Annotated in this window: 22 protein-coding genes; 17 read left to right on the top strand and 5 right to left on the bottom strand. The window is 64.8% G+C overall.

Annotation, left to right across the window (positions count from 1 at the left end):
- The first annotated feature begins 116 nt into the window (after positions 1–116).
- The 3 genes from ACE103_RS24585 (at position 117) to ACE103_RS24575 (ending at position 3,158) form a co-directional block, all read left to right on the top strand.
- Complete coding sequence (locus ACE103_RS24585; protein ID WP_375775216.1) at positions 117–1,649, top strand: acyl-CoA carboxylase subunit beta; 1,533 nt, start codon at positions 117–119, stop codon at positions 1,647–1,649.
- Between the two features lie 598 nt (positions 1,650–2,247).
- Positions 2,248–2,595: a hypothetical protein gene (locus ACE103_RS24580; RefSeq protein ID WP_223967382.1), complete on the top strand. Its 348-nt coding sequence runs from the start codon at positions 2,248–2,250 to the stop codon at positions 2,593–2,595.
- Positions 2,596–2,621: 26 nt separating this feature from the next.
- Complete coding sequence (locus ACE103_RS24575; RefSeq protein ID WP_375775215.1) at positions 2,622–3,158, top strand: GNAT family N-acetyltransferase; 537 nt, start codon at positions 2,622–2,624, stop codon at positions 3,156–3,158.
- Between the two features lie 215 nt (positions 3,159–3,373).
- On the opposite strand, the gene ACE103_RS24570 is transcribed toward ACE103_RS24575, so the two are convergent.
- Positions 3,374–3,724, bottom strand: a complete 351-nt coding sequence (locus tag ACE103_RS24570) for a cupin domain-containing protein (protein WP_375775214.1) — start codon at positions 3,722–3,724, stop codon at positions 3,374–3,376.
- A 243-nt stretch (positions 3,725–3,967) separates the two neighbouring features.
- On the opposite strand from ACE103_RS24570, the gene ACE103_RS24565 reads away from it, so the two are divergent.
- Positions 3,968–4,279 (top strand): twin-arginine translocation signal domain-containing protein, encoded by a 312-nt coding sequence (locus ACE103_RS24565; RefSeq protein ID WP_375775213.1) that lies wholly within the window; start codon positions 3,968–3,970, stop codon positions 4,277–4,279.
- A 70-nt stretch (positions 4,280–4,349) separates the two neighbouring features.
- Here ACE103_RS24565 and ACE103_RS24560 read toward each other — a convergent pair whose 3' ends face one another.
- Both ACE103_RS24560 and ACE103_RS24555 read right to left on the bottom strand, forming a co-directional pair.
- Positions 4,350–4,616, bottom strand: a complete 267-nt coding sequence (locus ACE103_RS24560) for a GCG_CRPN prefix-to-repeats domain-containing protein (protein ID WP_375775212.1) — start codon at positions 4,614–4,616, stop codon at positions 4,350–4,352.
- Positions 4,617–4,924: 308 nt separating this feature from the next.
- Positions 4,925–5,620: an ArsR/SmtB family transcription factor gene (locus ACE103_RS24555; RefSeq protein WP_375775211.1), complete on the bottom strand. Its 696-nt coding sequence runs from the start codon at positions 5,618–5,620 to the stop codon at positions 4,925–4,927.
- Between the two features lie 91 nt (positions 5,621–5,711).
- Between ACE103_RS24555 and ACE103_RS24550 the strand changes: the two genes are divergently transcribed.
- The 3 genes from ACE103_RS24550 to ACE103_RS24540 are packed head-to-tail and all read left to right on the top strand — an operon-like array spanning position 5,712 to position 7,281.
- Positions 5,712–6,020: an NIPSNAP family protein gene (locus tag ACE103_RS24550; protein WP_223967386.1), complete on the top strand. Its 309-nt coding sequence runs from the start codon at positions 5,712–5,714 to the stop codon at positions 6,018–6,020.
- A gap of 32 nt (positions 6,021–6,052) precedes the next feature.
- Positions 6,053–6,406 (top strand): antibiotic biosynthesis monooxygenase family protein, encoded by a 354-nt coding sequence (locus tag ACE103_RS24545; protein ID WP_375775210.1) that lies wholly within the window; start codon positions 6,053–6,055, stop codon positions 6,404–6,406.
- 56 nt (positions 6,407–6,462) lie between these two features.
- The gene (locus ACE103_RS24540) at positions 6,463–7,281 is read left to right on the top strand and encodes an oxaloacetate decarboxylase (protein ID WP_375775209.1); all 819 of its coding nucleotides are present in this window, start codon (positions 6,463–6,465) and stop codon (positions 7,279–7,281) included.
- Between the two features lie 68 nt (positions 7,282–7,349).
- Here ACE103_RS24540 and ACE103_RS24535 read toward each other — a convergent pair whose 3' ends face one another.
- Entirely contained in the window at positions 7,350–7,778 is a 429-nt protein-coding gene (locus tag ACE103_RS24535) for a hypothetical protein (protein WP_223967389.1), read from the bottom strand.
- A 274-nt stretch (positions 7,779–8,052) separates the two neighbouring features.
- On the opposite strand from ACE103_RS24535, the gene ACE103_RS24530 reads away from it, so the two are divergent.
- A complete protein-coding gene (locus ACE103_RS24530) occupies positions 8,053–8,694 on the top strand; it encodes a trimeric intracellular cation channel family protein (protein ID WP_223967390.1) in 642 nt (213 codons plus the stop codon).
- 24 nt (positions 8,695–8,718) lie between these two features.
- On the opposite strand, the gene ACE103_RS24525 is transcribed toward ACE103_RS24530, so the two are convergent.
- Positions 8,719–9,906, bottom strand: a complete 1,188-nt coding sequence (locus tag ACE103_RS24525; RefSeq protein WP_375775208.1) for a c-type cytochrome — start codon at positions 9,904–9,906, stop codon at positions 8,719–8,721.
- Positions 9,907–10,182: 276 nt separating this feature from the next.
- Between ACE103_RS24525 and ACE103_RS24520 the strand changes: the two genes are divergently transcribed.
- The 9 genes from ACE103_RS24520 (at position 10,183) to ACE103_RS24480 (ending at position 21,428) form a co-directional block, all read left to right on the top strand.
- Positions 10,183–13,677 carry an indolepyruvate ferredoxin oxidoreductase family protein gene (locus ACE103_RS24520; protein ID WP_375775207.1) on the top strand — a complete coding sequence of 1,165 codons (3,495 nt, stop codon included), beginning with the start codon at positions 10,183–10,185 and terminating at the stop codon, positions 13,675–13,677.
- Positions 13,678–13,947: 270 nt separating this feature from the next.
- Positions 13,948–15,105 carry a thiolase domain-containing protein gene (locus tag ACE103_RS24515; protein WP_050405615.1) on the top strand — a complete coding sequence of 386 codons (1,158 nt, stop codon included), beginning with the start codon at positions 13,948–13,950 and terminating at the stop codon, positions 15,103–15,105.
- A complete protein-coding gene (locus ACE103_RS24510; RefSeq protein ID WP_375775206.1) occupies positions 15,105–15,494 on the top strand; it encodes a Zn-ribbon domain-containing OB-fold protein in 390 nt (129 codons plus the stop codon). The genes ACE103_RS24515 and ACE103_RS24510 overlap by 1 nt, the downstream gene beginning before the upstream one ends.
- Before the next feature lie 202 nt (positions 15,495–15,696).
- Complete coding sequence (locus tag ACE103_RS24505; RefSeq protein WP_097675119.1) at positions 15,697–16,557, top strand: MaoC family dehydratase; 861 nt, start codon at positions 15,697–15,699, stop codon at positions 16,555–16,557.
- Positions 16,558–16,665: 108 nt separating this feature from the next.
- Positions 16,666–17,547: an SDR family oxidoreductase gene (locus ACE103_RS24500; RefSeq protein ID WP_163153357.1), complete on the top strand. Its 882-nt coding sequence runs from the start codon at positions 16,666–16,668 to the stop codon at positions 17,545–17,547.
- Between the two features lie 136 nt (positions 17,548–17,683).
- A complete protein-coding gene (locus ACE103_RS24495; RefSeq protein ID WP_223967397.1) occupies positions 17,684–18,640 on the top strand; it encodes a dihydrodipicolinate synthase family protein in 957 nt (318 codons plus the stop codon).
- A gap of 2 nt (positions 18,641–18,642) precedes the next feature.
- Positions 18,643–19,440, top strand: coding sequence for an NUDIX hydrolase (locus ACE103_RS24490; RefSeq protein WP_375775205.1), 798 nt, complete (start codon positions 18,643–18,645; stop codon positions 19,438–19,440).
- Between the two features lie 123 nt (positions 19,441–19,563).
- The gene (locus tag ACE103_RS24485) at positions 19,564–20,511 is read left to right on the top strand and encodes an alpha/beta hydrolase (RefSeq protein WP_375775204.1); all 948 of its coding nucleotides are present in this window, start codon (positions 19,564–19,566) and stop codon (positions 20,509–20,511) included.
- Positions 20,512–20,546: 35 nt separating this feature from the next.
- Entirely contained in the window at positions 20,547–21,428 is an 882-nt protein-coding gene (locus tag ACE103_RS24480; RefSeq protein WP_375781174.1) for a DMT family transporter, read from the top strand.
- Position 21,429: the final 1 nt, after the last annotated feature.

The raw sequence follows: 21,429 nt of genomic DNA, 5'->3' as shown, positions 1-21,429 counted from the left end.
GAACCCGGTCACAAGCGCCTTTCCGGTTCCGAAATGGCCGTGCTAAAGCCATTCCGAACGAAGCGGGCCCCGGCCCGCGCCGGGACGCGGACTGTAGCTAACACGGGCGGAAACAAATGAAAGACATCCTCGACACCCTCGAAGAGCGGCGCGCCGGCGCCAAGCTGGGCGGCGGCGAAAAGCGCATCGAGGCGCAGCACGCCCGCGGCAAGCTCACCGCCCGCGAGCGGATCGAGCTGCTGCTGGACAAGGGCTCGTTCGAGGAATTCGACATGTTCGTCGAGCACCGCTCGATCGAGTTCGGCATGGAGAAGAACAAGATCCCCGGCGACGGCGTCGTCACTGGCTGGGGCACGGTCAACGGCCGCAAGACTTTTGTCTTTGCCAAGGACTTTACCGTTTTCGGCGGCTCGCTGTCGGAAACCCATGCCCTGAAGATCACAAAACTTCAGGACATGGCGATGAAGGCGAGGGCGCCGATCATCGGCCTCTATGACGCCGGCGGCGCGCGCATCCAGGAGGGCGTCGCTGCGCTCGCGGGTTATTCCTACGTGTTCCGCCGCAACGTGCAGGCCTCGGGCGTGATCCCGCAGATCTCCGTCATCATGGGCCCCTGCGCCGGCGGCGACGTCTATTCGCCCGCGATGACAGACTTCATCTTCATGGTGAAGAACACCAGCTACATGTTCGTCACCGGCCCCGACGTGGTGAAGACCGTCACCAACGAGGTGGTGACGGCGGAAGAACTCGGCGGCGCCTCGGTGCACGCGACGCGCTCCTCGATCGCGGACGGCGCGTTCGAGAATGATGTCGATGCGCTGTTGCAGATGCGCCGGCTGATCGACTTCCTGCCGTCCAACAACACCGACGGCGTGCCGGAATGGCCGAGCTTCGACGATATCGGCCGGGTCGACATGTCGCTCGATACGCTGATCCCCGACAATCCGAACAAGCCCTACGACATGAAGGAGCTGATCCTCAAGGTCGTCGACGAGGGCGACTTCTTCGAAATCTCGGAGACCTTTGCGAAGAACATCGTCACCGGCTTCGGCCGCATCGCCGGCCGCACGGTGGGCTTCGTCGCCAACCAGCCGATGGTGCTGGCCGGCGTGCTCGACAGTGATGCCTCGCGCAAGGCGGCGCGCTTCGTGCGCTTCTGTGATGCCTTCAACATCCCGATCGTCACTTTCGTCGACGTGCCGGGCTTCCTGCCGGGCACCGCGCAGGAATATGGCGGCCTGATCAAGCACGGCGCCAAGCTGCTGTTCGCGTATTCGCAGTGCACGGTGCCGCTCGTCACCATCATCACCCGCAAGGCCTATGGCGGCGCCTTCGACGTGATGGCCTCGAAGGAAATCGGCGCCGACATGAACTACGCCTGGCCCACCGCGCAGATCGCCGTGATGGGTGCCAAGGGCGCGGTGGAGATCATCTTCCGCAGTGACATCGGCGACCCCGACAAGATCACCGCGCGCACCAAGGAATACGAAGACCGCTTCCTGTCGCCCTTCATCGCCGCCGAGCGCGGTTACATCGACGACGTCATCATGCCGCATTCAACCCGGCGGCGGATCGCGCGGGCTCTCGCGATGCTCAGGGATAAGAAGGTCGAGATCCCGGCGAAGAAGCACGACAATCTGCCGCTGTGATGGGAGCGTAGGGTGGGTTAGGCGAAGCCGTAACCCACCATCTTCCTTCGCGATCCACGGCGGGTTACGGCAGCGCCTAACCTCTACGAAGCCAGGCTAGAAGTAGGTCATGCTACCGTCGCTCCATGACTGTTTTCTGATCTCATATGAAGTTCATTGTGAGTCGCGCCGCATCACGCTCCGTGCTCGGCGTGACACCAGGCCTCATCCGGCGCCGGACCCGGCTTCCGACTGTGTCGTCGTCTTTGAGGGGGTAGAAGGCTACGATTTCCGCGACGATGCATTTGGCAACATCATCTTTTCACTGACAGAGACTTCGATCGACAAGGTTCTGCTCGATCATCGCGCGGATATCCGAGAGTCTTACAGCACGTCCGGAGCGCCGGGACCGTGGGCCTGTGATCTCGATTCGGCGAGCGCGATACTCGGCGCTAAAGGAGTTAGGGGGTTCGAGCTTTCGTCTTCGTATGGGCTGTCTGGGTGGATACTCGCGACAAAGGCGACCGCGTAGGACGGCCTAGCGGGGCCTCTACCATCTTGTGATGACGAATGCAGCAGGTTACGGCTATGCCTGACCCGCCCTACAGGTTCGAACCTGATGACCGACGACGAGCCGACCGACGAGATTTCCCAGATCGAGGCGCAGATCGAGGAGCTTGCCGAGAGCGCCGAACGGTCCCAGCGGATCATTCTCGGCTCGAAGATCGCGATCGCGGGCGGGTTCGCATTGCTGCTTGCTGCGCTGCTCGGCCTGTTCAGTTCCGGTGAGACCGCGGCCCTCGGATCGATCGCGCTGGTGCTCGGCGGAATCGTGTCGCTTGGATCGAATGTCAGCACGTTGCGGCAGACCGAAGCCGCCATCAGCACCGCCGAGGCGCGCCGTGCGCGACTGATCGGCAACATCGATCTTCGGCTGGTTCATGATGCGCCGCTGAAGCTGATGTGATGGGCTGGGCGGGCGAGGGCACGCACATGATCGAAACGCCGCGCCTTCGACTTCACAGATGGAACGACCGCCACCGCGACGCGTTCGCGGCGATGCATGCCGATCCCGACGTCATGGCTGACTATGGCGGACCGATCGGTCGGGCGGAGAGCGAGACAAAATTCGAGCGATACGCTGCCGCGCAGCGCGACCACGGCATTTCCCGATGGGCCGTTGAGGATGTCGGCGGCGCATTGCTCGGCTATGCCGGCGTGATGCCGCGGCTGGCGAACGATCATCCGCTCGGCGCTCATTTCGAGATCGGCTGGCGTTTCACGCGCAAGGCCTGGGGCCACGGCTACGCGACCGAGAGCGCCAGCGCGGCGCTGCGGCACGCAATCGATAACGCCGGGCTGCGCGAGATCGTGTCATACACCAGCCTGGACAACGTGCGCTCGAAGGCCGTGATGGCGCGGCTCAATCTGCGGCGCGATCCCGGGCGTGACTTCACGACATTGACATTGCGCGGCGAGCCGTGGCGCGGGCTGGTCTGGGTCGTGCCATCGGGATGGCCGCGTGGCTGATTTGGCTTGTCACAAAGCTCGGACGATGCCGCGAGAACGCGGATTTATGACTTACAGATCTCGCCACATATTCAGTGTCGTCCCGGCGAAGGCCGGGACCCATAACCACAAATGCCGCTTACCGCGCGACTCCGGAACGACGAGTCCCCACACAACTCCTGCTGCGGCGTATGGGCCCCGGCCTTCGCCGGGACGACAGCGGGAGGAGCGCACCCTTACTTCGCTGCCAGCGGCACGTAATCGTATTCGCCGACACCTTGCAAAACCAAGAACGTCAGCGACGTCGTGCCGGCGTTGGTGACGAGGTGAGGGCGGGTGGGCCGCACGGCGTAGATCTCGCCGGGCTTCAGGTGTACTTCCTCCTTCGGCTCCTGCAGGAACAATCGCATCTGACCTTCCAGCACGTAGAACGTGTCGGAGATGTTGCTGTGGGTGTGCCACGGCACTTTCTGGGTCGGCGAGAGCTGCAACTCCATGATGCGGAAGCCGGGGCGCGCGGCGTGCTGGGCGCGGCGCTCGACGTCGTAGAGGTGGCTGGCATCCTTGATCGGTTGTCCTGATTTCATCGCGGCCTCCCGGAGATGTTCTTGTGATGCGCGATGCTAGTTCGGTTCGGCCGCGCGTGGAACGGTCGGAATCGGCATGACGGGTAGAACGCGAGGCGTCGTCGTGATGGTTGTGTGACGTCATGCCAATGCGGACGCGGCTGCGCGGCGTCGAACTCCCTCGAACGTGAATGTGCGGTTCAGCGAGCGTTCAGGTCGCGGCGAAAAAACTGGCGATCCAACTCAGCAACAAAGGGAACTCTGATGGAACGTCGGGATTTTCTGAAGATGGCCTTCGGTGTCGCCGCCGGCGTGGCGACTCTTGCAGCAACCGTCCAGGCGGCGCCGCTCGCGCTGCTTCCACTCAATCAGGACGCCCGCGCGCCGGCCGGCAACGATGCGCATCCGGCCGTCACCACCAGTGACGAGGTCGGTCGCCTGAAGCCCGAGCAGGTGCACTGGCATCACGGCCACCGCGGCTGGCATCATCGGCGCTGGCACCACCGGCATTGGGGCTGGCGCCACCGCCATTGGCGCAGGCATCACTGGCGTCATCATCACTGGCGCCACTGGTGATATCGGCGCCGCCTCAAAAAAAGAAAAACCCCGCGCAAGGCGGGGTTTTGTTTATGCAGGTGCGCCGCGATCAGATCGGGCGGCAACGGCCGTAGCGCCAGGCGAAACCGTACGGGCAAGCGCGAACGCGCGGCGCCACCACGACCGCGCCGGGTGCGACGACGACGGGGCGCTCAACAACGACCGGGCCGGGTGCGACGACGACGGGGCCACGGTTCCTGACGCAGCCGCCATAGGGACCGCGATGCCAGCCGGGGCCGCAACCGCCGGCCGCGTCAGCGGCACTGATGCCGGCCGCTGTCGTCACCAAAACTGCTGCTGCAAAAAGATACTTCATGTCTTCTCCTTTTAATTCGGCCGCGCTGCGGCACCGCAACAAACTTTAGATTACCGATTCGCCCGGCCGGATCATTGCAGAAGCCGTGCCCGATGTCGCCGACCTTAGTGCTGCGGGCTGAATGCGACATGAATGCTGCAGCTCACAGCTGCGTCAGTGCGTCGCAAGCGAATGAGCCCAGCATCAATTTGAAACATTTCGCAATCGCGAGCAGAACGGAGCGCGCAGCGGCGTGCGCGAAGACGTATCGGCGAGCGATGCAAGCACGAGCAAGCGTTCGCGAACGACCGCGACTTGAATGCGCGATGCTATTCGCCCGCGCCGAACAGCGCAGCGAACCGCTTCTCGCCGTTTCGCGAAAAATTGACCACGCGGCTGCCCGGTGCGGTATCGCGCGCGGCCCATTTCAATTCGGTGAAGCGGTCCATCATCGCGGCGCCCAGCGTGCCGGCGAGATGGTGGCGCCGCTCACTCCAGTCGAGGCAGGCCTTGCACACCGGGCGGCGCGGATGCGTCAGCGCATCGGCGTCGATCTGCAGCTCCTCGGCCATGAAGCGTTTGCCTTCGCCGGTGAGCTCGATCGCCTGCTTGCTCTGGCGCACCAGCTTCTGCCGCCGCATGCTGTCGAGCATCTGCACGCCGAGATCGCCGGCGAGATGGTCGTAGCAGATGCGGGCGCGGCGCAGCGCCGGATCCTTCGGGCCGGTGCGCACGCGCATATGGCCGGCGCGGGCGGCGATGCCCTGCAGGCCCTCGAGCACATCGGCGACGTCGGGGTCGGAGAGCCGGTAGTAGCGGTGGCGGCCTTGCTTCTCGGGCTCGATCAGCCCGCCGGCCTCGAGCTTGGCGAGATGCGAGCTCGCCGTTTGTGGCGTGATGCCGGCCTCCTGCGCCAGCTCGCTCGCGGTCAGCGCGCGGCCGGTCATCAGCGCGGTCAGCATGTTGCAGCGTGCGGGGTCGCCGACCAGGGCGGCGATCCGGGAGATGTCGGGTCCTGCTTTCATAGTTCGATGATAGCCGAAGCATCGCGGTCGGGCAAGGCGGTAGTGTCCATCGTGCCCGTCGCCCGCAATGACGAAACACCAGGAGGCCCAAATGACCGTCACCGTCTTCATCCGCTACCAGCTCGATCCGTTCAAGCGCGCGATGTTCGAGGAGTATTCGCGGAACTGGCTCTCGATCATCCCGCGCTGCGGCGGCGATCTGCTCGGCTACTGGATGCCGCACGAGGGCACCAACAACATCGCCTTCGCGCTGATCTCGTTCGAGAGCCTTGCCGCCTACGAGGCCTATCGCGCGCGCCTGCGGCAGGACGGCGAAGGCGTGGCGAACTTCAACTTCGCGGAACAAAACCGCTTCATTCTTGCCGAGGAGCGGACATTTCTGCGCAAGGTCGAGCTATAGTCGTTCCACAACAACAATGCGCGGAGGCGCCCATGATTGCCGTGATCTTCGAAGTCTGGCCGAAGGCTGAGCACCGGGATCTCTATTTCGACCTTGCCGCCGAGCTGAAGCCGATCCTGCAGGAGATCGACGGCTTCATCTCGGTCGAGCGGTACGAGAGCCTCACCGAGAAGGGCAAGTTCGTGTCGCTGTCATTCTTCCGCGACGAGGCCGCGGTAGAAGCCTGGCGCAACACGATCGAGCACCGCCGCACGCAGGCCAAGGGCCGCGCGCGGATCTTCGAGAATTACCGGCTGCGGGTCGCGAGCGTGATGCGCGACTACGGCTTGAATGAACGCGATCAGGCACCGAAGGACAGCCGTGCGGTGCACGAAGCAAAGCTCTAGCGCTCGCATATGCGCGTGCCTATCTCTGCGCGGCCAATGAATCTAGGGAGCGACCAATGCCACTGCCAACTGCTGACACACGAGCCGCCTTCAAGAAGCTGCACGAGAGCGGGTGCTTCATCATTCCGAACCCGTTCGACGTCGGCAGCGCCCGCGCCTTGCAACATCTCGGCTTCAAGGCACTGGCCTCGACCAGTGCGGGCTTTGCCTGGACCATCGCCAAAGCCGACAACCGCGTCACCGTCGACGATGTCTGCGATCACCTGACTGCGATCTGCGCGGCGGTCGATATTCCCGTCAACGCCGATTTCGAGGGTGGCTTCGCGGTCGAGCCCGACAAGGTCGCGGTCAATGTCGCGCGCGGCGTCAAGACCGGCGTTGCCGGGCTCTCGATCGAGGACTCGACCGGCGATGCCGCCAACCCGCTGTTCGAGCACAAGCTCGCGGTCGAGCGCATCAGGGCGGCGCGCAAGGCCATCGATGCCGACAACAGCGGCGTGCTGCTCACCGGCCGCTGCGAGGCGTTCCTGTGGGGCAAGAAGGACCTCAATCTGGTGATCGAGCGGCTGCAGGCCTATTCGGAAGCCGGGGCGGATGTGCTGTATTCGCCGGGCATCTCGACCAGAGAGGAAATCTCTGCGGTCGTGAAGGCGGTGGCGCCGAAACCGGTCAATCTCCTGATCGGCGGCGCGTCCGAGCTGACGCTGCAAGCGGTCGGCGACCTCGGCGTGCGGCGGATCAGCGTCGGCGGGGCGCTGGCACGGATGGCCTGGACTGGCGTCATGAAGGCGGCCAAGGAAATGGCCGAGAAGGGCGCCTTCACCGAATTTGCTAACGGCTATCCCGGTGGCGAGCTCAACAAGATGTTCAAGTAGACTTCGCGCGAAAAAAAGCGGCGGGCCGTTGGGGCCCGCCGCTCGCGCCTGGTCAGTGTCATCACGCGTTACTTGGCATTCTCGGCCGGCGGAGCCGCCGGCTTGTTCATGTCCGACTTGTTCATGTCAGACGGCGGGCTCGCCGGGTTGGCCGGCGCCGCGCCCGTGGTCACGCCGGGCTGGCTGTTCGGCTTCGGCGTCACGTCGCGCATGCCCGGGGGCGGCGCGGCCGGGTTGACCGGCTGAGTCTGCGCGGTCTGTGTCGACGGCGTCGTGCCGGCCTCGTGCACCGAGGTGTTGTTCAACCCGTAGAACAGTGCGCCGAGCACCACGGCCACCGCAACTGCGAACATCGCGACCTTGGTGCTGCTCGCCGGTCCCTCCTGGAGTTCCGGATCCGGCTGCAGCTCGTTGTCCAGGCTGTTGAAGCGCGCCTGACGGCGGATTTCGTCATCGGTCAGGTTGGCGCGATACGGATCGTCAGGGTTGTAAGTCATTTCAAAGTTCCTCCGTTAGCCCCCCAAGGCTAAGCGTCAAGGCTAAGCGCGTAGGCTAAACGCAGGAGACAATCGCTGGCGCGTGAGGATGTTCCGCGCCAATGTTGCAACCTGTTCATGCGGGAACCGACGATTCCCTGGAGTGTTTTCGCGCGAAGTGGATACCGGTTCGCGTGAAGAAAACGCGTCAAAACAAGAATCTAGAGCCCCCGTTCCTGTTCAATCGGAACGGGATAGGCTCTAGGTTCCGAACCTGTTCCATGAGGCCTTTTCAATGTGGACCATGCCGCCCACCGATTCGGTGCTGCACGTGCTCTCGTTCATTGCCGTTGCGGCGCAATCGATGACGGCGGCGCTGGCGGCCGGCAGGCGCAGCATGGATTGGGCCGGCGTCTGCATGCTGGGAGCGATCACCGCGCTCGGTGGCGGCACCATCCGCGACGTGCTGCTCGGGCACTATCCGCTGCTCTGGGTCGCGCATCCGATCTACCTTGCGATCGCGGCGGCCGGCGCCTTCGCCACCATCCTGCTGGCGCGGCTGGTGCACAGGCTCAATCTCGCATTCCTGGTGCTCGATGCGATCGGGCTTGTGGTGTTTACCATGGCCGGCTGCGACGTGGCCTGGCAGGTCGACGCCTCGCTGCCGATCGTGATCGTCTCCGGCATGATCACCGGCTGCGCCGGCGGCGTGCTGCGCGACATCCTCTGCAATGATGTGCCGCTCCTGTTTCGCAGCGAGCTCTACGCCAGCGTCTCGGTGGTGACGGGGCTATTCTATGCGACCGCCTTCGGGCTGCAGCTCAACGACTGGCTCTGGACCGGGCTGACCTTCGTGCTCGGCCTGACGTTCCGGATGTTGGCGATCCGCTACAAATGGGAGATGCCGAAATTCGTCTTCAGCGGCGAGGATCGCTGATCAGCTATTTCGCCGTCAGCGCCCTTATTTCGCTGTCCGCGCCTTGGCGACCTCGTCCGCCGTCACGGCCGGCGCCGCATTGCCCCAGGAATTTCGGATGTAGGTTGCGACGTCGGCGACCTCCTGGTCGGTGAGTTTTGGATAGGCCGGCATCGAGCCTGCGTTGGGTGCGCGCGGCGTGGTCAAGGTCTGCGCGCCGTCGAGGATGATGCGCAGCGTGCTCGCAGGATTAGCCGATTGCAAATTGGTATTGCCGGGCAGCGGCGGATAGATCCGTGGCGCGCCGGAGCCATTGAGCTCATGGCAGGCGACGCAGGCGCCGCGATAGAGCCGCTCGCCATTGCTCATCTGCGCCGGTGAGGGCGGGGTGACCGCAGGTTCCGGCGCGCCGGCCGGCAGGCTCTTCAGATAGACCGCGATCGCGTGCACGTCGGCGTCGCTCATCTTCGAGGTCGAGTTGACCACCACCTCGGACATCAACGGACCGGCATGGCTGTGCCCGTTGCGGCCGCTCTGCAGATATTCGGCGATGTCGCCGGCGCTCCATGATTTCAGCCCGCTGCGCGCGGCGCCGTCGAGCCGCGGCGCGAACATGCCTTGCACGATGCTGCCACTGAGCGCCTGGTCGCGTCTGTCGGCGCCGAACGCATTCTTCGGCGTGTGGCAGGCGCCGCAATGGGCGAGGGCCTCGACGAGGTAGCGGCCGCGATTCCATTCCGCGGTCTTGCTCTGGTCCGGCTGGATGATCCCCGGCGCGAAGAACAGGGCGTTCCAGCCGCGCATCAGCACGCGGTAGTTCAACGGCCAGCGCAGCTCGGGCGGCGGCGCCTTGTTGCTGACCGGCGCGAGCGTCGCGAGATAGGCGCGGATCGCCAGGATGTCGTCGCGGATCAGCTTGGTGAAAGACGGGTAGGGGAAGGCAGGGTAGTAATGCGCCCCGGTCGGCGAGACGCCCATCCGCAGCGCGCGCAGGAAATCGTCGTCGCTCCACCCGCCGATGCCGGTATCGCGATCGGGGGTCAGGTTCGGCGAGAACACCGCTCCGAATGGCGTGTCGATCCGCTTGCCGCCGGCGAAGGGCTTGGCCGGATCGGCGGTGTGGCAGCTTGCGCAGTCGCCGGCAATCGTGAGCGCCTTGCCGCGGGCGACAATGTCGTCGTCGGTTGGCGCGGCCGTGCATTCGCGGGCCGCGAACGCACTGCACAACAGCATACTGGCCAGAATCGCACCGGTCGTCCGATGTCGTCGCCGCATCCAATCACCTTCCGGTCCACAGGACGCGTTACGCCATTTCGCCGCGGGCCTGTCCAGCGACAGAAACCGAAACGGCGCTGCAATATTCCCGGCACGAAGTTGCGATTTTTGAGTGACGGGCTTGGTCGCCCAGAATTGTGCTGCGCGGGCCGGAATATCCGACATAGACTGGTTCTAACAAGTTCGGATGACTAGCTAAAAAGCAGGCGTCGCGACCAGCGCAAAGAGGGCTAAATGGGAATCAACCAAGGGCCTATCAGCCTCGACCAGAAATACACCCAGGGCACCGGTCACGTCTTCATGACCGGCATCCAGGCGCTGGTCCGCCTGCCCATGGCGCAGATCAGACGCGACCGCGCCGCAGGCCTCAACACGGCAGGCTTCATCTCCGGCTATCGCGGTTCCCCCCTCGGCGGCTATGACCAGCAGCTGTTCGCCGCCCGCAAGCATCTCGAACAGTACAACATCAAATTTCAGCCCGGCGTGAACGAGGACCTGGCGGCCACCGCGATCTGGGGCTCGCAGCAGCTCGCTTTGTCGCCCGGCGCCAAATATGACGGCGCGGTCGGCATTTGGTACGGCAAGGGCCCCGGCGTCGACCGCTGCGGCGACGTCTTCCGCCACGGCAATGCGGCGGGCTCCGCCAAAAATGGCGGCGTGCTCTGCCTTGCCGGCGACGACCACGGCGCAAAGTCCTCCACCGTCCCGCATCAGTCCGACCACGCCTTCATCTCCGCGCTGATGCCCTACCTCTACCCCTCCAGCATCCACGAAATGATCGAGATGGGCCTTTTGGGTATCGCGATGTCGCGCTACTCCGGCTGCTGGGTCGGCATGAAGGTGATCACCGAGACGGTCGAGACCACGGCCGAGATCGACCTCACCGACGAGATGACACCGTTCATCATCCCGGCCGATTTCGAGCTGCCGCCGGGCGGCCTGAACATCCGCTGGCCCGACGACCGCTTCGAGCAGGACCGCCGGCTGCAGGACTACAAGGGCTTTGCCGCGATCGCCTTTGCCCGCGCCAACAAGGTCAATCGCATCACGATGGATTCGCCGAACGCGCGCTACGGCATCATGGCCTCGGGCAAGAGCTACGAGGACATCCGCCAGGCACTGCGCGAGCTCGGCATCACGCCGGAGATCGCCGCCAAGATCGGCATCCGCCTCTACAAGATCGGCATGCCCTGGCCGCTGGAGCCGGAAGGCGTACGCAACTTCGCCGTCGGCCTCGAGGAAATCTTCATCGTCGAGGAGCGCCGCGAGATCGTCGAGAACCAGGTCAAGCAGGAGCTGTTCAACTGGCGCGACGACGTGCGTCCGCGCATCGTCGGCAAGATGGACGATCACGACAAGCGCTTCCTGACCTTCGCCGCCGAGCTCAGCGTGGCCTCGCTTGCAAGCTCGCTCACCGAACGGCTGCTTCGACTTAATCTCAATCCTGAAATCGCCGAGATGCTGCGCGCCAAGGCCGACTGGTTCAACGGTCGCCAGTCGTCGCAGATGCAGGCAACGGCACCGGTCAGCCGCACGCCGTATTTCTGCTCAGGCTGCCCGCACAACACCTCGACCAAGGTACCGGAAGGTAGCCGCGCGCTCGGCGGCATCGGCTGCCACTTCATGGCGCTGTGGATGAACCGCTCGACCGAGACCTTCACCCATATGGGCGGCGAGGGCGTGCCGTGGGTCGGCATCGCGCCGTTCACCAACGAGAACCACATCTTCGCCAATCTCGGCGACGGGACTTATTTCCACTCCGGCATTCTGGCGATCCGTCAATCGATCGCTTCCAAGGCCAACATCACCTACAAGATCCTCTACAACGACGCCGTCGCTATGACCGGCGGCCAGCGCCACGACGGCGACCTGTCGCCGCAACAGATCACCTTCCAGCTCCACGCCGAAGGCATCCGCGAGATCTATCTGGTCTCGGAAAACCCCGCCGCCTATCCGGCCGACAGCATCGCGCCCGGCGTCAAGCTGTTCCATCGCGACGAGCTCGAGAACGTCCAGAAGATGTGCCGCGACACCAAGGGCACCTCGGCGATCGTGTTCGTGCAGACCTGCGCCGCGGAAAAGCGCCGTCGCCGCAAGCGCGGCCTGATGGAAGATCCGGCGCGGCGCGTGCTGATCAATCCTGCCGTCTGTGAAGGCTGCGGCGACTGCTCGGTGCAGTCGAACTGTATCTCGGTCGAGCCGCTCGAGACGGAATTGGGGCGCAAGCGCACCATCAACCAGTCGACCTGCAACAAGGACTATTCCTGCGTAAAGGGCTTCTGCCCGTCCTTCGTCACGGTCGACGGCGGCACGCTCAAGCGTCGCGCGCCGACCGAGCTCGGCGATATCGGCGCCTTGCCGGAGCCGGCCTCGAAGCCCGCGCTCGACCGGCCCTACAACATCGCGGTCGGCGGCGTCGGCGGCACCGGCGTGCTGACGATCGGCGCGCTGCTCGGCATGGCCGCGCATATCGAAGGCAAGGCCTCGATGATCCTCGACATGTCCGGCCTCGCGCAGAAGGGCGGCGCGGTGTTGAGCCATGTCCGGCTCTCCGAGCACACCGCCGACGTGACCTGCTCGCGCATCGTGACCGGCACGGCCGATCTCGTCCTCGCGGCCGACGAGGTCGTCGCGGTCTCGAAGGAAACGATCACGCTGTGCGAGCCGAGCCGCACCGTCGGCATCATCAACAGCCACATCATCCCGACCGCGGATTTCATCCTCAACCGCGACTTCAATTTCCAGAGCCGCAAGGTCAACAGCGTGCTGGAGACCGAGCTGCGCAAGGACTCCGCCTTCTTCGACTTCACCAAGCCGGCCGAGGCGCTGCTCGGCGACTCCATTGCCACCAACATCATGATGATGGGCTTTGCCTATCAACGCGGGCTGCTGCCGCTGTCGGCAGAATCGATCCAGCAGGCGATCGAGGTCAACGGCGTCTCGATCAAGATGAACACGCAGGCCTTCCAGCTCGGGCGTCTGGCCGCGGCCGATCCGGCGCGGCTTGCCTCGATGATGAAGGGGCAGGATGACGACGCAGCCCCGGTCAAGTCGCTGGATGCGATGTCGCTCGACGAGATCATCACCCATCGCATGGCGCTTCTGACCGGCTATCAGAACGCGCGTTTGGCCAAGCGCTACCGCAAGCTGGTCGACCAGGTGCGCGACGCCGCCACCAAGGGCGGCTATGGCGAGGCGCTGCCGCGCGCGGTCGCGATCAACTACGCCAAGCTGCTCGCCTACAAGGACGAGTATGAGGTGGCGCGGCTGTTCACCGACGGCCGCTTCGAGAAGCAGCTGCGCGATCAGTTCGAGGGCGACTTCAAGTTCAACTTCAATCTCGCTCCGCCGATCCTGGGCGGCGGGCTCGATGCGCAGGGCCGTCCGAAGAAGCGCGCCTTTGGGCCGTGGATGATGTCGGCCTTCAGGGTGATGGCGCGATTCCGCTTCCTGCGCGGCACGCCGCTCGACATCTTCGGCTACAATGCCGACCGCAAGCTCGAGCGCGACCTGATCGCGGGCTACGAGAAGGATGTCGCGACGGTGTTGAGCCTGCTGTCGCCGCTCAATCACGACATCGCAGCCGAACTGCTGTCGCTGCCCGATCGCATCCGCGGCTACGGTCCGGTGAAGGACAAGGCGATCAAGGAGGCAAAGGTTCGCTACGCGCAACTCGCCGCCGACCTCGCCAACCCGCCGCCCGCGCCGCGGCAGATGGCGGCGGAGTAGGGCGTAGTCGCAAATCCGATGTCGTCCCGGCGAAAGCCGGGACCCATAACCACCGCACTTCGTTGTAGCGCAACGCTGGGGCCACAGCTCACTCCCACCACACAATCCTGTGGTTGTGGGTCCCGGCTTTCGCCGGGACGACATCCGTTCTTGGGCGCGCATATTGTGCCGCGCGTGACGGTCTCGCCTGACGGAATATTTCCGCGCTTGCCAAGGTCGCGCCGTCGGTTCAGAAAAACGCTGGAGCGAGAAACGCCAGCGGAGAGCGATTTGACCATCAAGGGCAAGGCCTACATTGCCGGGATCTACGAGCATCCCACCCGGCATGCACCCGATAAATCAACAGCACAGCTGCACGCCGAGGTCGCCAAGGGTGCGATCGAGGATGCCGGGCTCACCAAGGACGACATCGACGGCTATTTCTGCGCCGGCGACGCGCCGGGCGGGCTGTGGCCGATGGTCGATTATCTCGGCCTCAACACCAAGAAGCTGCGTCACGTCGACTCCACCGAGACCGGTGGCTGTTCCTATCTGATCCATCTCGGCCATGCCGCCGAAGCGATCGCTGCGGGCAAGTGCTCGGTCGCGCTGGTCACGCTGGCAGGCAAGCCGCGCACCGGCCCGATGCCGCCGCGCGCCTCGGGCGCCGAGGCCGATTTCGAACTGGCTTACGGGGCTACCACGCACAATGCCTATGGCATGTGTGCCATGCGCCATATGCACGACTACGGCACCACCTCCGAGCAGCTCGCCTGGATCAAGGTCGCGGCCTCGCATCACGCACAATACAATCCGCATGCGATGCTGAAGGAGGTTGTCACAGTCGAGGACGTCTTGAACTCACCGATGATCTCGGACCCGCTGCACCGGATGGACTGCTGCGTCGTCACCGACGGCGGCGGCGCGATGATCGTGACCACGCCGGAGATCGCCAAGAGCCTGAAGAAGCCGCTCGTGCGCCTGATCGGCCATGGCGAGGCGATGAAGGGCCCGCGCGGCGGCAAGGATCTCGATCTGACATACTCCGCCGGCGTGTGGTCCGGCCCACGTGCTTTTGAAGAAGCGGGCGTGACGCCGAAGGACATCAAATACGCCTCGATCTATGACAGCTTCACCATCACGGTGCTGATGCAGCTCGAGGATCTCGGCTTCTGCAAGAAGGGCGAGGGTGGCAAGTTCGTCGCCGACGGCAATCTGATCTCGGGCGTCGGCAAGCTGCCGTTCAACACCGATGGCGGCGGCCTGTGCAGCAACCATCCCGTCAATCGCGGCGGCATGACGAAAATCCTCGAGGCGGTGCGCCAGTTGCGCGGCGAGGCGCATCCGAAGGTGCAGGTGCAGAACTGCGACCTCGCGATCGCCCACGGCACCGGCGGTCTGCTCGGCGTTCGCCACGCCGCCTCAACCTGCATTCTGGAGCGTGCGTGATGTCTGAAGCGAAGAAGTACAATGCCCCGGTGACCAATCCGGAGACCGCGCCGTTCTGGGAAGCGGCGAAGGCGGGCAAGTTCATGATCAAGCGCTGCACCACCTGCGGCGAAGCGCATTACTTCCCGCGCGCGATCTGTCCGTTCTGCTTCTCCGACAAGACGGTGTGGGAAGAGTCGAGCGGCGAGGCCACGGTGTACACCTACAGCCTGATGCGGAAGTCGCCGACCGGTCCGTATGCGATCGCCTATGTGACGCTGAAGGAAGGCCCGTCGCTGCAGACCAATATCGTCGATTGCGATCTGGAGCAGGTGAAGATCGGCCAGAAGGTCAAGGTGGTGTGGAAGCCGACCGACGGCGCGCCGCTGCCGTTCTTCACGCCGTCGTAAATACCTTCTCCCCTTGTGGGAGAAGGTGGCGGCTGAAGGCCGCCGGATGAGGGGTTCTTTCCGCGAACGATAGTCTCTCTGCGGCGCGAACCCCTCACCGAAGCGAGTTTGTGACGACTGCCGGTGCGGCCCTCTTCCGCAAGGGGAGAGGGCGCATCAATTGGCAGCGCAAAGCGAGAAAAGAGTTCGGGGAGAAACAACAATGCCAATCGTGTACGAACAGCTGATGGCCCTGAAGAATCTCGGCCAGAAATACAGCTACAGCGATCGCGACGTGATGCTCTACGCCTATGGCATCGGGCTCGGCGCCGATCCGATGGACGAGAAGGAGCTCGCCTTCGTCAATGAGGGCGTGCTGACGCCGCGCCCGCTCAGGGTGGTGCCGACCTTCGCCTCGGTCGCCGCCTGGGGCGCCGGCCCCGGCGAGATGAACCTCAACCGCGTGATGGTGGTCGACGGCGAGCGCGACATCACCTTCCACAAGCCGTTCGCGACCGCAGCCCACATCACGGCCGACTCGACCGTGCTCGACGTGTTCGACAAGGGCAAGGACAAGGGCGCGGTGATCCGCCACCAGACCGTGCTCAAGGACGAGAAGGGCGACAAGCTCGCAACCCTCGTCGCCTCGCGCTTTGCCCGGGGCGATGGCGGCTTCGGTGGTCCGTCCGATGGCCAGCCCGAGCCGCACAAGGTGCCGGAGCGTGCGCCCGACAAGGTGGTCGACATCACCACGCGGCCCGACCAGGCGCTGATCTATCGGCTCTGCGGCGATCGCAACCCGCTGCATTCCGATCCGGAATTCGCGAAGAAGGCCGGCTTCCCGCGGCCGATCCTGCACGGCATGTGCACTTACGGCATCACCTGCCGCGGCGTGCTGCAGACCTACGCCGATTACGATCCGTCCGCCTTCAAGCAACACGCGGCGCGGTTCTCCTCGCCGGTGTTTCCCGGCGAGACCGTGACCATGGAGCTGTGGAAGGACGGCAACGTGGTGTCGTTCGAGGCCAAGGTGAAATCGCGCGGCGTCACCGTGATCAAGAGCGGCAAGACGGTGCTGGCTTAGTACTCCGTCATTCCGGGATGGTCCGAAGGACCAGACCCGGAATCTCGAGATTCCGGGTTCGCGCTGCGCGCGCCCCGGAATGACGGCAACAAAAAGGGAGAAACGACCATGGGATTACTCGACGGCAAGGTGGCGCTGATCACGGGCGCCGGCGGCGGACTTGGTGAGGCCTACGCAAAGCTGTTTGCGCGCGAGGGCGCAGCCGTGGTGGTCAACGATCTCGGCGGTCCGCGCGACGGCTCGGGCTCCGACAAGTCGATGGCCGACAAGGTGGTCGACGCGATCAAGGCCGAGGGCGGCCGTGCGGTCGCCAACGGTGCCGACATCTCGACCCTGGCCGGCGGCCAGTCGGTGTTCGACGACGCCATCAAGCATTTCGGCCGTGCCGACATCCTGGTCAACAATGCCGGCATCCTGCTCGACGAGACCTTCCACAAGGCCAAGGAAGCCAACTGGGACAGGGTGATGAAGGTGCATCTGAAGGGCACCTTCTGCTGCACCCAGCCGGTGTTCAAATGGATGCGCGACAATGGCGGCGGCGTCATCGTCAACACCTCCTCGACCTCGGGCCTGATCGGCAATTTCGGCCAGACCAATTACGGCGCGGCCAAGGGCGGCATCTGGGGCCTCTCCAACGTGCTGGCGATCGAGGGCCGCAAGTACAACATCCGGATCTGGACGCTGGCGCCGGGCGCGCTGACCCGCATGACCGCAGACCTGCCGCGCTACAAGGAGAACCCGGGCGCGGCGCTCGGCCCAGACGGCATTGCGCCGGCGGTGCTGTACATGGTGAGCGACCTGTCGGGCGACCAGACCGGCAAGGTGCTCGGCGTCTCCGGTCCGCGCGGCGTCCGCGAAATGCGGATGATGGAAATGGAAGGGTGGACGCCGCCGTTCACGGGATGGAAGGCCGAGGATATCGTCACGCATGCCAACGAGATCTTCTTCTCCGAGGAGGAGATCAAGAAGTCGGCGCGGCGGTTCAAGTAGACGAGTGCCATTCCGGTGCGATGCGCGGCATCGGACCGGAATCCTCCGGCTTCGGCCGGGGAATAGGGCTTCGGCGACGCGCAATGGCGCATTCCGGAATGACGCTGTATAGAGGGCGGAAACAGACGAGGCACCCATGACCAAACTCACCGCCCAGGCCGCAGGAACCTTCGCGATCGCGCCGACCCCGTTCCACGACGACGGCCGCATCGACGAGGCATCGATCGACCGGCTGACCGATTTCTACACCGAGGTCGGCTGTGACGGTGTCACGGTGCTGGGCATCCTGGGTGAGGCGCCGAAGCTCGATGCCGCGGAGGCGGAGCAAGTCGCGCTGCGCTTCGTCAAGCGCGCCAAGAAATTGCAGGTGATCGTCGGTGTCTCGGCGCCCGGCTTTGCCACGATGCGCTCGCTGGCGAAGAAGTCGATGGATGCGGGCGCTGCCGGCGTCATGATCGCGCCGCCGCCGCATCTGCGCACCGACGACCAGATCACAGGTTATTTCAAGCAGGCGCAGGAAGCGATCGGCGACGATATTCCCTGGGTGCTGCAGGACTATCCGTTGACGCTCACCGTCGTGTTCACGCCCGCCGTGATCCGCAAGATCGTGATGGACTCGCCATCCTGCGTGATGCTCAAGCACGAGGACTGGCCGGGCCTGGAGAAGATCTCCACCTTGCGCAACTTCCAGAAGGACGGCTCGCTGCGGCCGCTGTCGATCCTGGTCGGCAATGGCGGCCTGTTCCTCGATTTCGAGATGGAGCGCGGTGCCGACGGCGCGATGACCGGCTATGCATTCCCCGAGCTCCTGATCGACGTCGTCAATCTGTCGAAGGCGGGAAAACGCGATGCTGCGCATGATCTGTTCGACGCGCATCTGCCGCTGATCCGCTACGAGCAGCAGCCCGGCGTTGGCCTCACCGTGCGCAAATATGTGCTGCAGAAGCGCGGCATCATCTCCTCCAGCGCCCAGCGCAAGCCCGGTGCGGTCATCACGCCGCAGGCGAGGGCGGAGGTCGACTATCTGCTCTCCCGCGTGGCGCGCGTCGACCGCCGCGCCAATCTCCAACCGCAATCCAGTGCAGCAGGATAATTATGACCGAGATCGTTGCCCCGCGCCTTGCTTCGACCGTGCTGCTGCTGCGTGACGGAACGCCGTCCGAAATCGAAGTCTTCATGATGGTTCGCCATCACCAGATCGAGTTCAACTCGGGTGCGCTGGTGTTTCCGGGCGGCAGCGTCGACAAGAACGACAAGGAGATCGCCGCCGATCCCGCGCTTTATTCCGGCGGGGAAGGGCTCGACGGCGACGCGCTCGGTTTCCGGATCGCGGCGATCCGCGAAACTTTCGAGGAGAGCGGAATCCTGCTGGCGCGGCCGCAGCGGTCGAAGGATCTGGTCGACGCCAAGCGTGCGAACGACATCGCGACCGCGCATCGTGCGGCGTTGAACGAAGGCAAGATCAGCTTCCTCAAGGTGCTCACGGACAATGGCATGGTGCTCGCGCTCGACGAACTCGTGCCGTATGCGCACTGGATCACGCCGGAAGGCATGCCGAAGCGCTTTGACACCTGGTTCTTTCTGGCTGCAGCGCCGCCCGAGCAGCTCGGCGCCCATGACGGCAAGGAATCGACCGATTCGATCTGGGTGTCGACGCGCGAGGCGCTGGAGGGCGGCGAAACCGGCCGCTTCAAGCTGCCGTTCCCGACCACGCGCAATCTGATCAGGCTCGGCAAGCAGCCGAACGTCGCTGCTGCGCTCGCCGACAGCAAGGGCAAGTCGATCGTCGCCGTGATGCCGGTGATGACCAAGACCGCCACCGGCCGCCAGCTCCGCATCCCCAAGGAAGCCGGCTACGACGGTGAGGTGTTCGACGTCGGTGCGATGGGGTAGTCCCGTCGGTCATCCGTCGCCCTCTCTACACTTCGGCCTCTATCGAAGTATCGCCACCGGAAGCTCGCTATAACCACGTAGGTCACCGCGCTGGGCCAATTGCCCCGCGCAAAAGGAGCCGACGTGCAAGCATCTTTCGAAACGCCAATATCCGACGAAATCCATCTGACATTGCCCGGCAGTGACGAGACGCTGCTGCTGCTGCGGCACTGGCCAGGCGCAGGCGATCCCGTGCTTTACGTTCACGGTGCGACGTTCCCGTCGTCGCTGTCGGTTGGCTACCGCTTTGGCGGGCGGTCTTGGGCGGACGATCTCAATGCCGCCGGCTTCGACGTCTGGGGTTTTGATTTCGTCGGCTTCGGCGGCTCGAGCAGGCCGCGGCAAATGTCGGTGCCCGCGAGCGGGGTCGCGCCGCTCGGCCGCGCACCGGAAGCCGCCGTTCAAGTCAGCGCGGTGGTCGATCACATCCGCAAGGCGCGCGCCGGTGCGCCGGTTCACATCGTCGCGCATTCATGGGGCACGATGGCGGCCGGCCGTTTTGCGGCCGACCGCCCGGAAGCCGTCGGCCGCCTCGTGCTGTTCGGACCGATCGTCCGACGTGAGCTGCGCGGCTTGCCGCTTCCCGAGAGTATCGGCGCATGGCGCGAGGTCACCATCGCGGATCAATTGAAGCGATTTGTCGAGGACGTCCCGCCGTCGCATCCGCCGGTGCTGATCGAGCCTGACCTCGCTGAATGGGGGCCGGCCTATCTGGCAAGCGATGACGGCGCGACCGGACGCAACCCGCCAGCGGTCCGGATTCCGAACGGGCCGCAGGCGGACATCATCGCCGCGATGTCGGGGCAGCTCGCCTACGATCCGCGCCGCGTCCAGGCTCCGACACTGATCGTGCGCGGTGAATGGGACAACCTTTGCCAGGATGCCGACGCGGCCTGGCTGACACATGCGCTGGGCGCCTCGACGAAGGCCGACGTCGTCGTGCCGAGGGCAACGCATTTGATGCATCTCGAACACGGGCGGGAAGGCCTGTTTGCTGCGACTGCCGGCTGGCTCGCAGGGAGCGTATCGTGAGCGGGCCCGCGACTGGCGACGCGCGCCAACCCCACATGGGCTTCGAGCTGGCGCTGCTGCTGGTGCTCGCCACCCTCTGGGGCGGCTCCTACACCTTCATCAAGCTCGGCGTCGCGACCATCCCGCCGATCACGCTGATCGCGGCGCGTACTGCGATCGCGGGGCTCCTGCTGCTCGTCATCATGCGGATGCGCGGCGTGACCATGCCGACCGACGGCGCGACCTGGCGCCGCTTCATCTTCCAGGCCTGCCTCAACAGCGTGATCCCGTGGACGCTGATCGCCTGGGGCGAGCGCTTCGTCGACGCCGGGCTCGCCACCATCCTCAATTCGGCCTCGCCGATCTTCACCTTCCTGTTCACGGTCGCGATCACCCGCCACGAGGCGGCGAGCCCGCGCAAGCTGTTCGGGGTGATTGCCGGTATGGCCGGCATCTGCCTGATCGTCGGCGTCGATGCATTCCGCGATCTCGGGGAGGGTATCGTGGCCGAGGTCGCGATCGTCGTGGCCACGATCTGCTACGCCTGCGCCGCGATCTTCAGCCGCGGTTTCAAGGGGCTCGATCCGATGGCGCCGGCCGCGGGCTCGCTGATCGCGGGCGCCGCGATCCTGATTCCGCTCAGCCTCGTTGTCGAGCGGCCCTGGACGCTGGCGCCATCGACCAGCTCGCTCGCCGCCTTGCTGGCGCTTGCGGTGTTCTCGACCGCGATCGCCTTCGCGATCTACTTCCGCCTGATCCAGACCCTGGGCTCGGTCGGCACCACCGCGCAGGCCTATCTGCGGGTGCCGATCGGGGTGGCGCTCAGCGTCGTTTTTCTGGGCGAGCGACTGAGCCCGGCGGCATGGCTCGGGCTCGCCTGCGTCGTGATCGGCGTCGCCGCGATGACAATTCCTTCGCGAAGGGTCTCGGCTGCCTGAG

Origin of the sequence: Bradyrhizobium sp. ma5, assembly GCF_042258955.1 — a bacterium.
GTDB lineage: Bacteria > Pseudomonadota > Alphaproteobacteria > Rhizobiales > Xanthobacteraceae > Bradyrhizobium.
This window is presented reverse-complemented; position numbering and strand designations above follow the sequence as displayed.

Coding starts and splice junctions, on each gene's coding strand:
- ACE103_RS24560 (WP_375775212.1), bottom strand. CDS start 4,616: ATGAAGTATCTTTTTGCAGCAGCAGTTTTGGTGACGACAGCGGCCGGC.
- ACE103_RS24520 (WP_375775207.1), top strand. CDS start 10,183: ATGGGAATCAACCAAGGGCCTATCAGCCTCGACCAGAAATACACCCAG.
- ACE103_RS24495 (WP_223967397.1), top strand. CDS start 17,684: ATGACCAAACTCACCGCCCAGGCCGCAGGAACCTTCGCGATCGCGCCG.
- ACE103_RS24570 (WP_375775214.1), bottom strand. CDS start 3,724: ATGAAATCAGGACAACCGATCAAGGATGCCAGCCACCTCTACGACGTC.
- ACE103_RS24530 (WP_223967390.1), top strand. CDS start 8,053: ATGTGGACCATGCCGCCCACCGATTCGGTGCTGCACGTGCTCTCGTTC.
- ACE103_RS24585 (WP_375775216.1), top strand. CDS start 117: ATGAAAGACATCCTCGACACCCTCGAAGAGCGGCGCGCCGGCGCCAAG.
- ACE103_RS24505 (WP_097675119.1), top strand. CDS start 15,697: ATGCCAATCGTGTACGAACAGCTGATGGCCCTGAAGAATCTCGGCCAG.
- ACE103_RS24575 (WP_375775215.1), top strand. CDS start 2,622: ATGATCGAAACGCCGCGCCTTCGACTTCACAGATGGAACGACCGCCAC.
- ACE103_RS24555 (WP_375775211.1), bottom strand. CDS start 5,620: ATGAAAGCAGGACCCGACATCTCCCGGATCGCCGCCCTGGTCGGCGAC.
- ACE103_RS24535 (WP_223967389.1), bottom strand. CDS start 7,778: ATGACTTACAACCCTGACGATCCGTATCGCGCCAACCTGACCGATGAC.
- ACE103_RS24500 (WP_163153357.1), top strand. CDS start 16,666: ATGGGATTACTCGACGGCAAGGTGGCGCTGATCACGGGCGCCGGCGGC.
- ACE103_RS24540 (WP_375775209.1), top strand. CDS start 6,463: ATGCCACTGCCAACTGCTGACACACGAGCCGCCTTCAAGAAGCTGCAC.
- ACE103_RS24480 (WP_375781174.1), top strand. CDS start 20,547: ATGGGCTTCGAGCTGGCGCTGCTGCTGGTGCTCGCCACCCTCTGGGGC.
- ACE103_RS24545 (WP_375775210.1), top strand. CDS start 6,053: ATGATTGCCGTGATCTTCGAAGTCTGGCCGAAGGCTGAGCACCGGGAT.
- ACE103_RS24565 (WP_375775213.1), top strand. CDS start 3,968: ATGGAACGTCGGGATTTTCTGAAGATGGCCTTCGGTGTCGCCGCCGGC.
- ACE103_RS24510 (WP_375775206.1), top strand. CDS start 15,105: ATGTCTGAAGCGAAGAAGTACAATGCCCCGGTGACCAATCCGGAGACC.
- ACE103_RS24550 (WP_223967386.1), top strand. CDS start 5,712: ATGACCGTCACCGTCTTCATCCGCTACCAGCTCGATCCGTTCAAGCGC.
- ACE103_RS24525 (WP_375775208.1), bottom strand. CDS start 9,906: ATGCTGTTGTGCAGTGCGTTCGCGGCCCGCGAATGCACGGCCGCGCCA.
- ACE103_RS24580 (WP_223967382.1), top strand. CDS start 2,248: ATGACCGACGACGAGCCGACCGACGAGATTTCCCAGATCGAGGCGCAG.
- ACE103_RS24490 (WP_375775205.1), top strand. CDS start 18,643: ATGACCGAGATCGTTGCCCCGCGCCTTGCTTCGACCGTGCTGCTGCTG.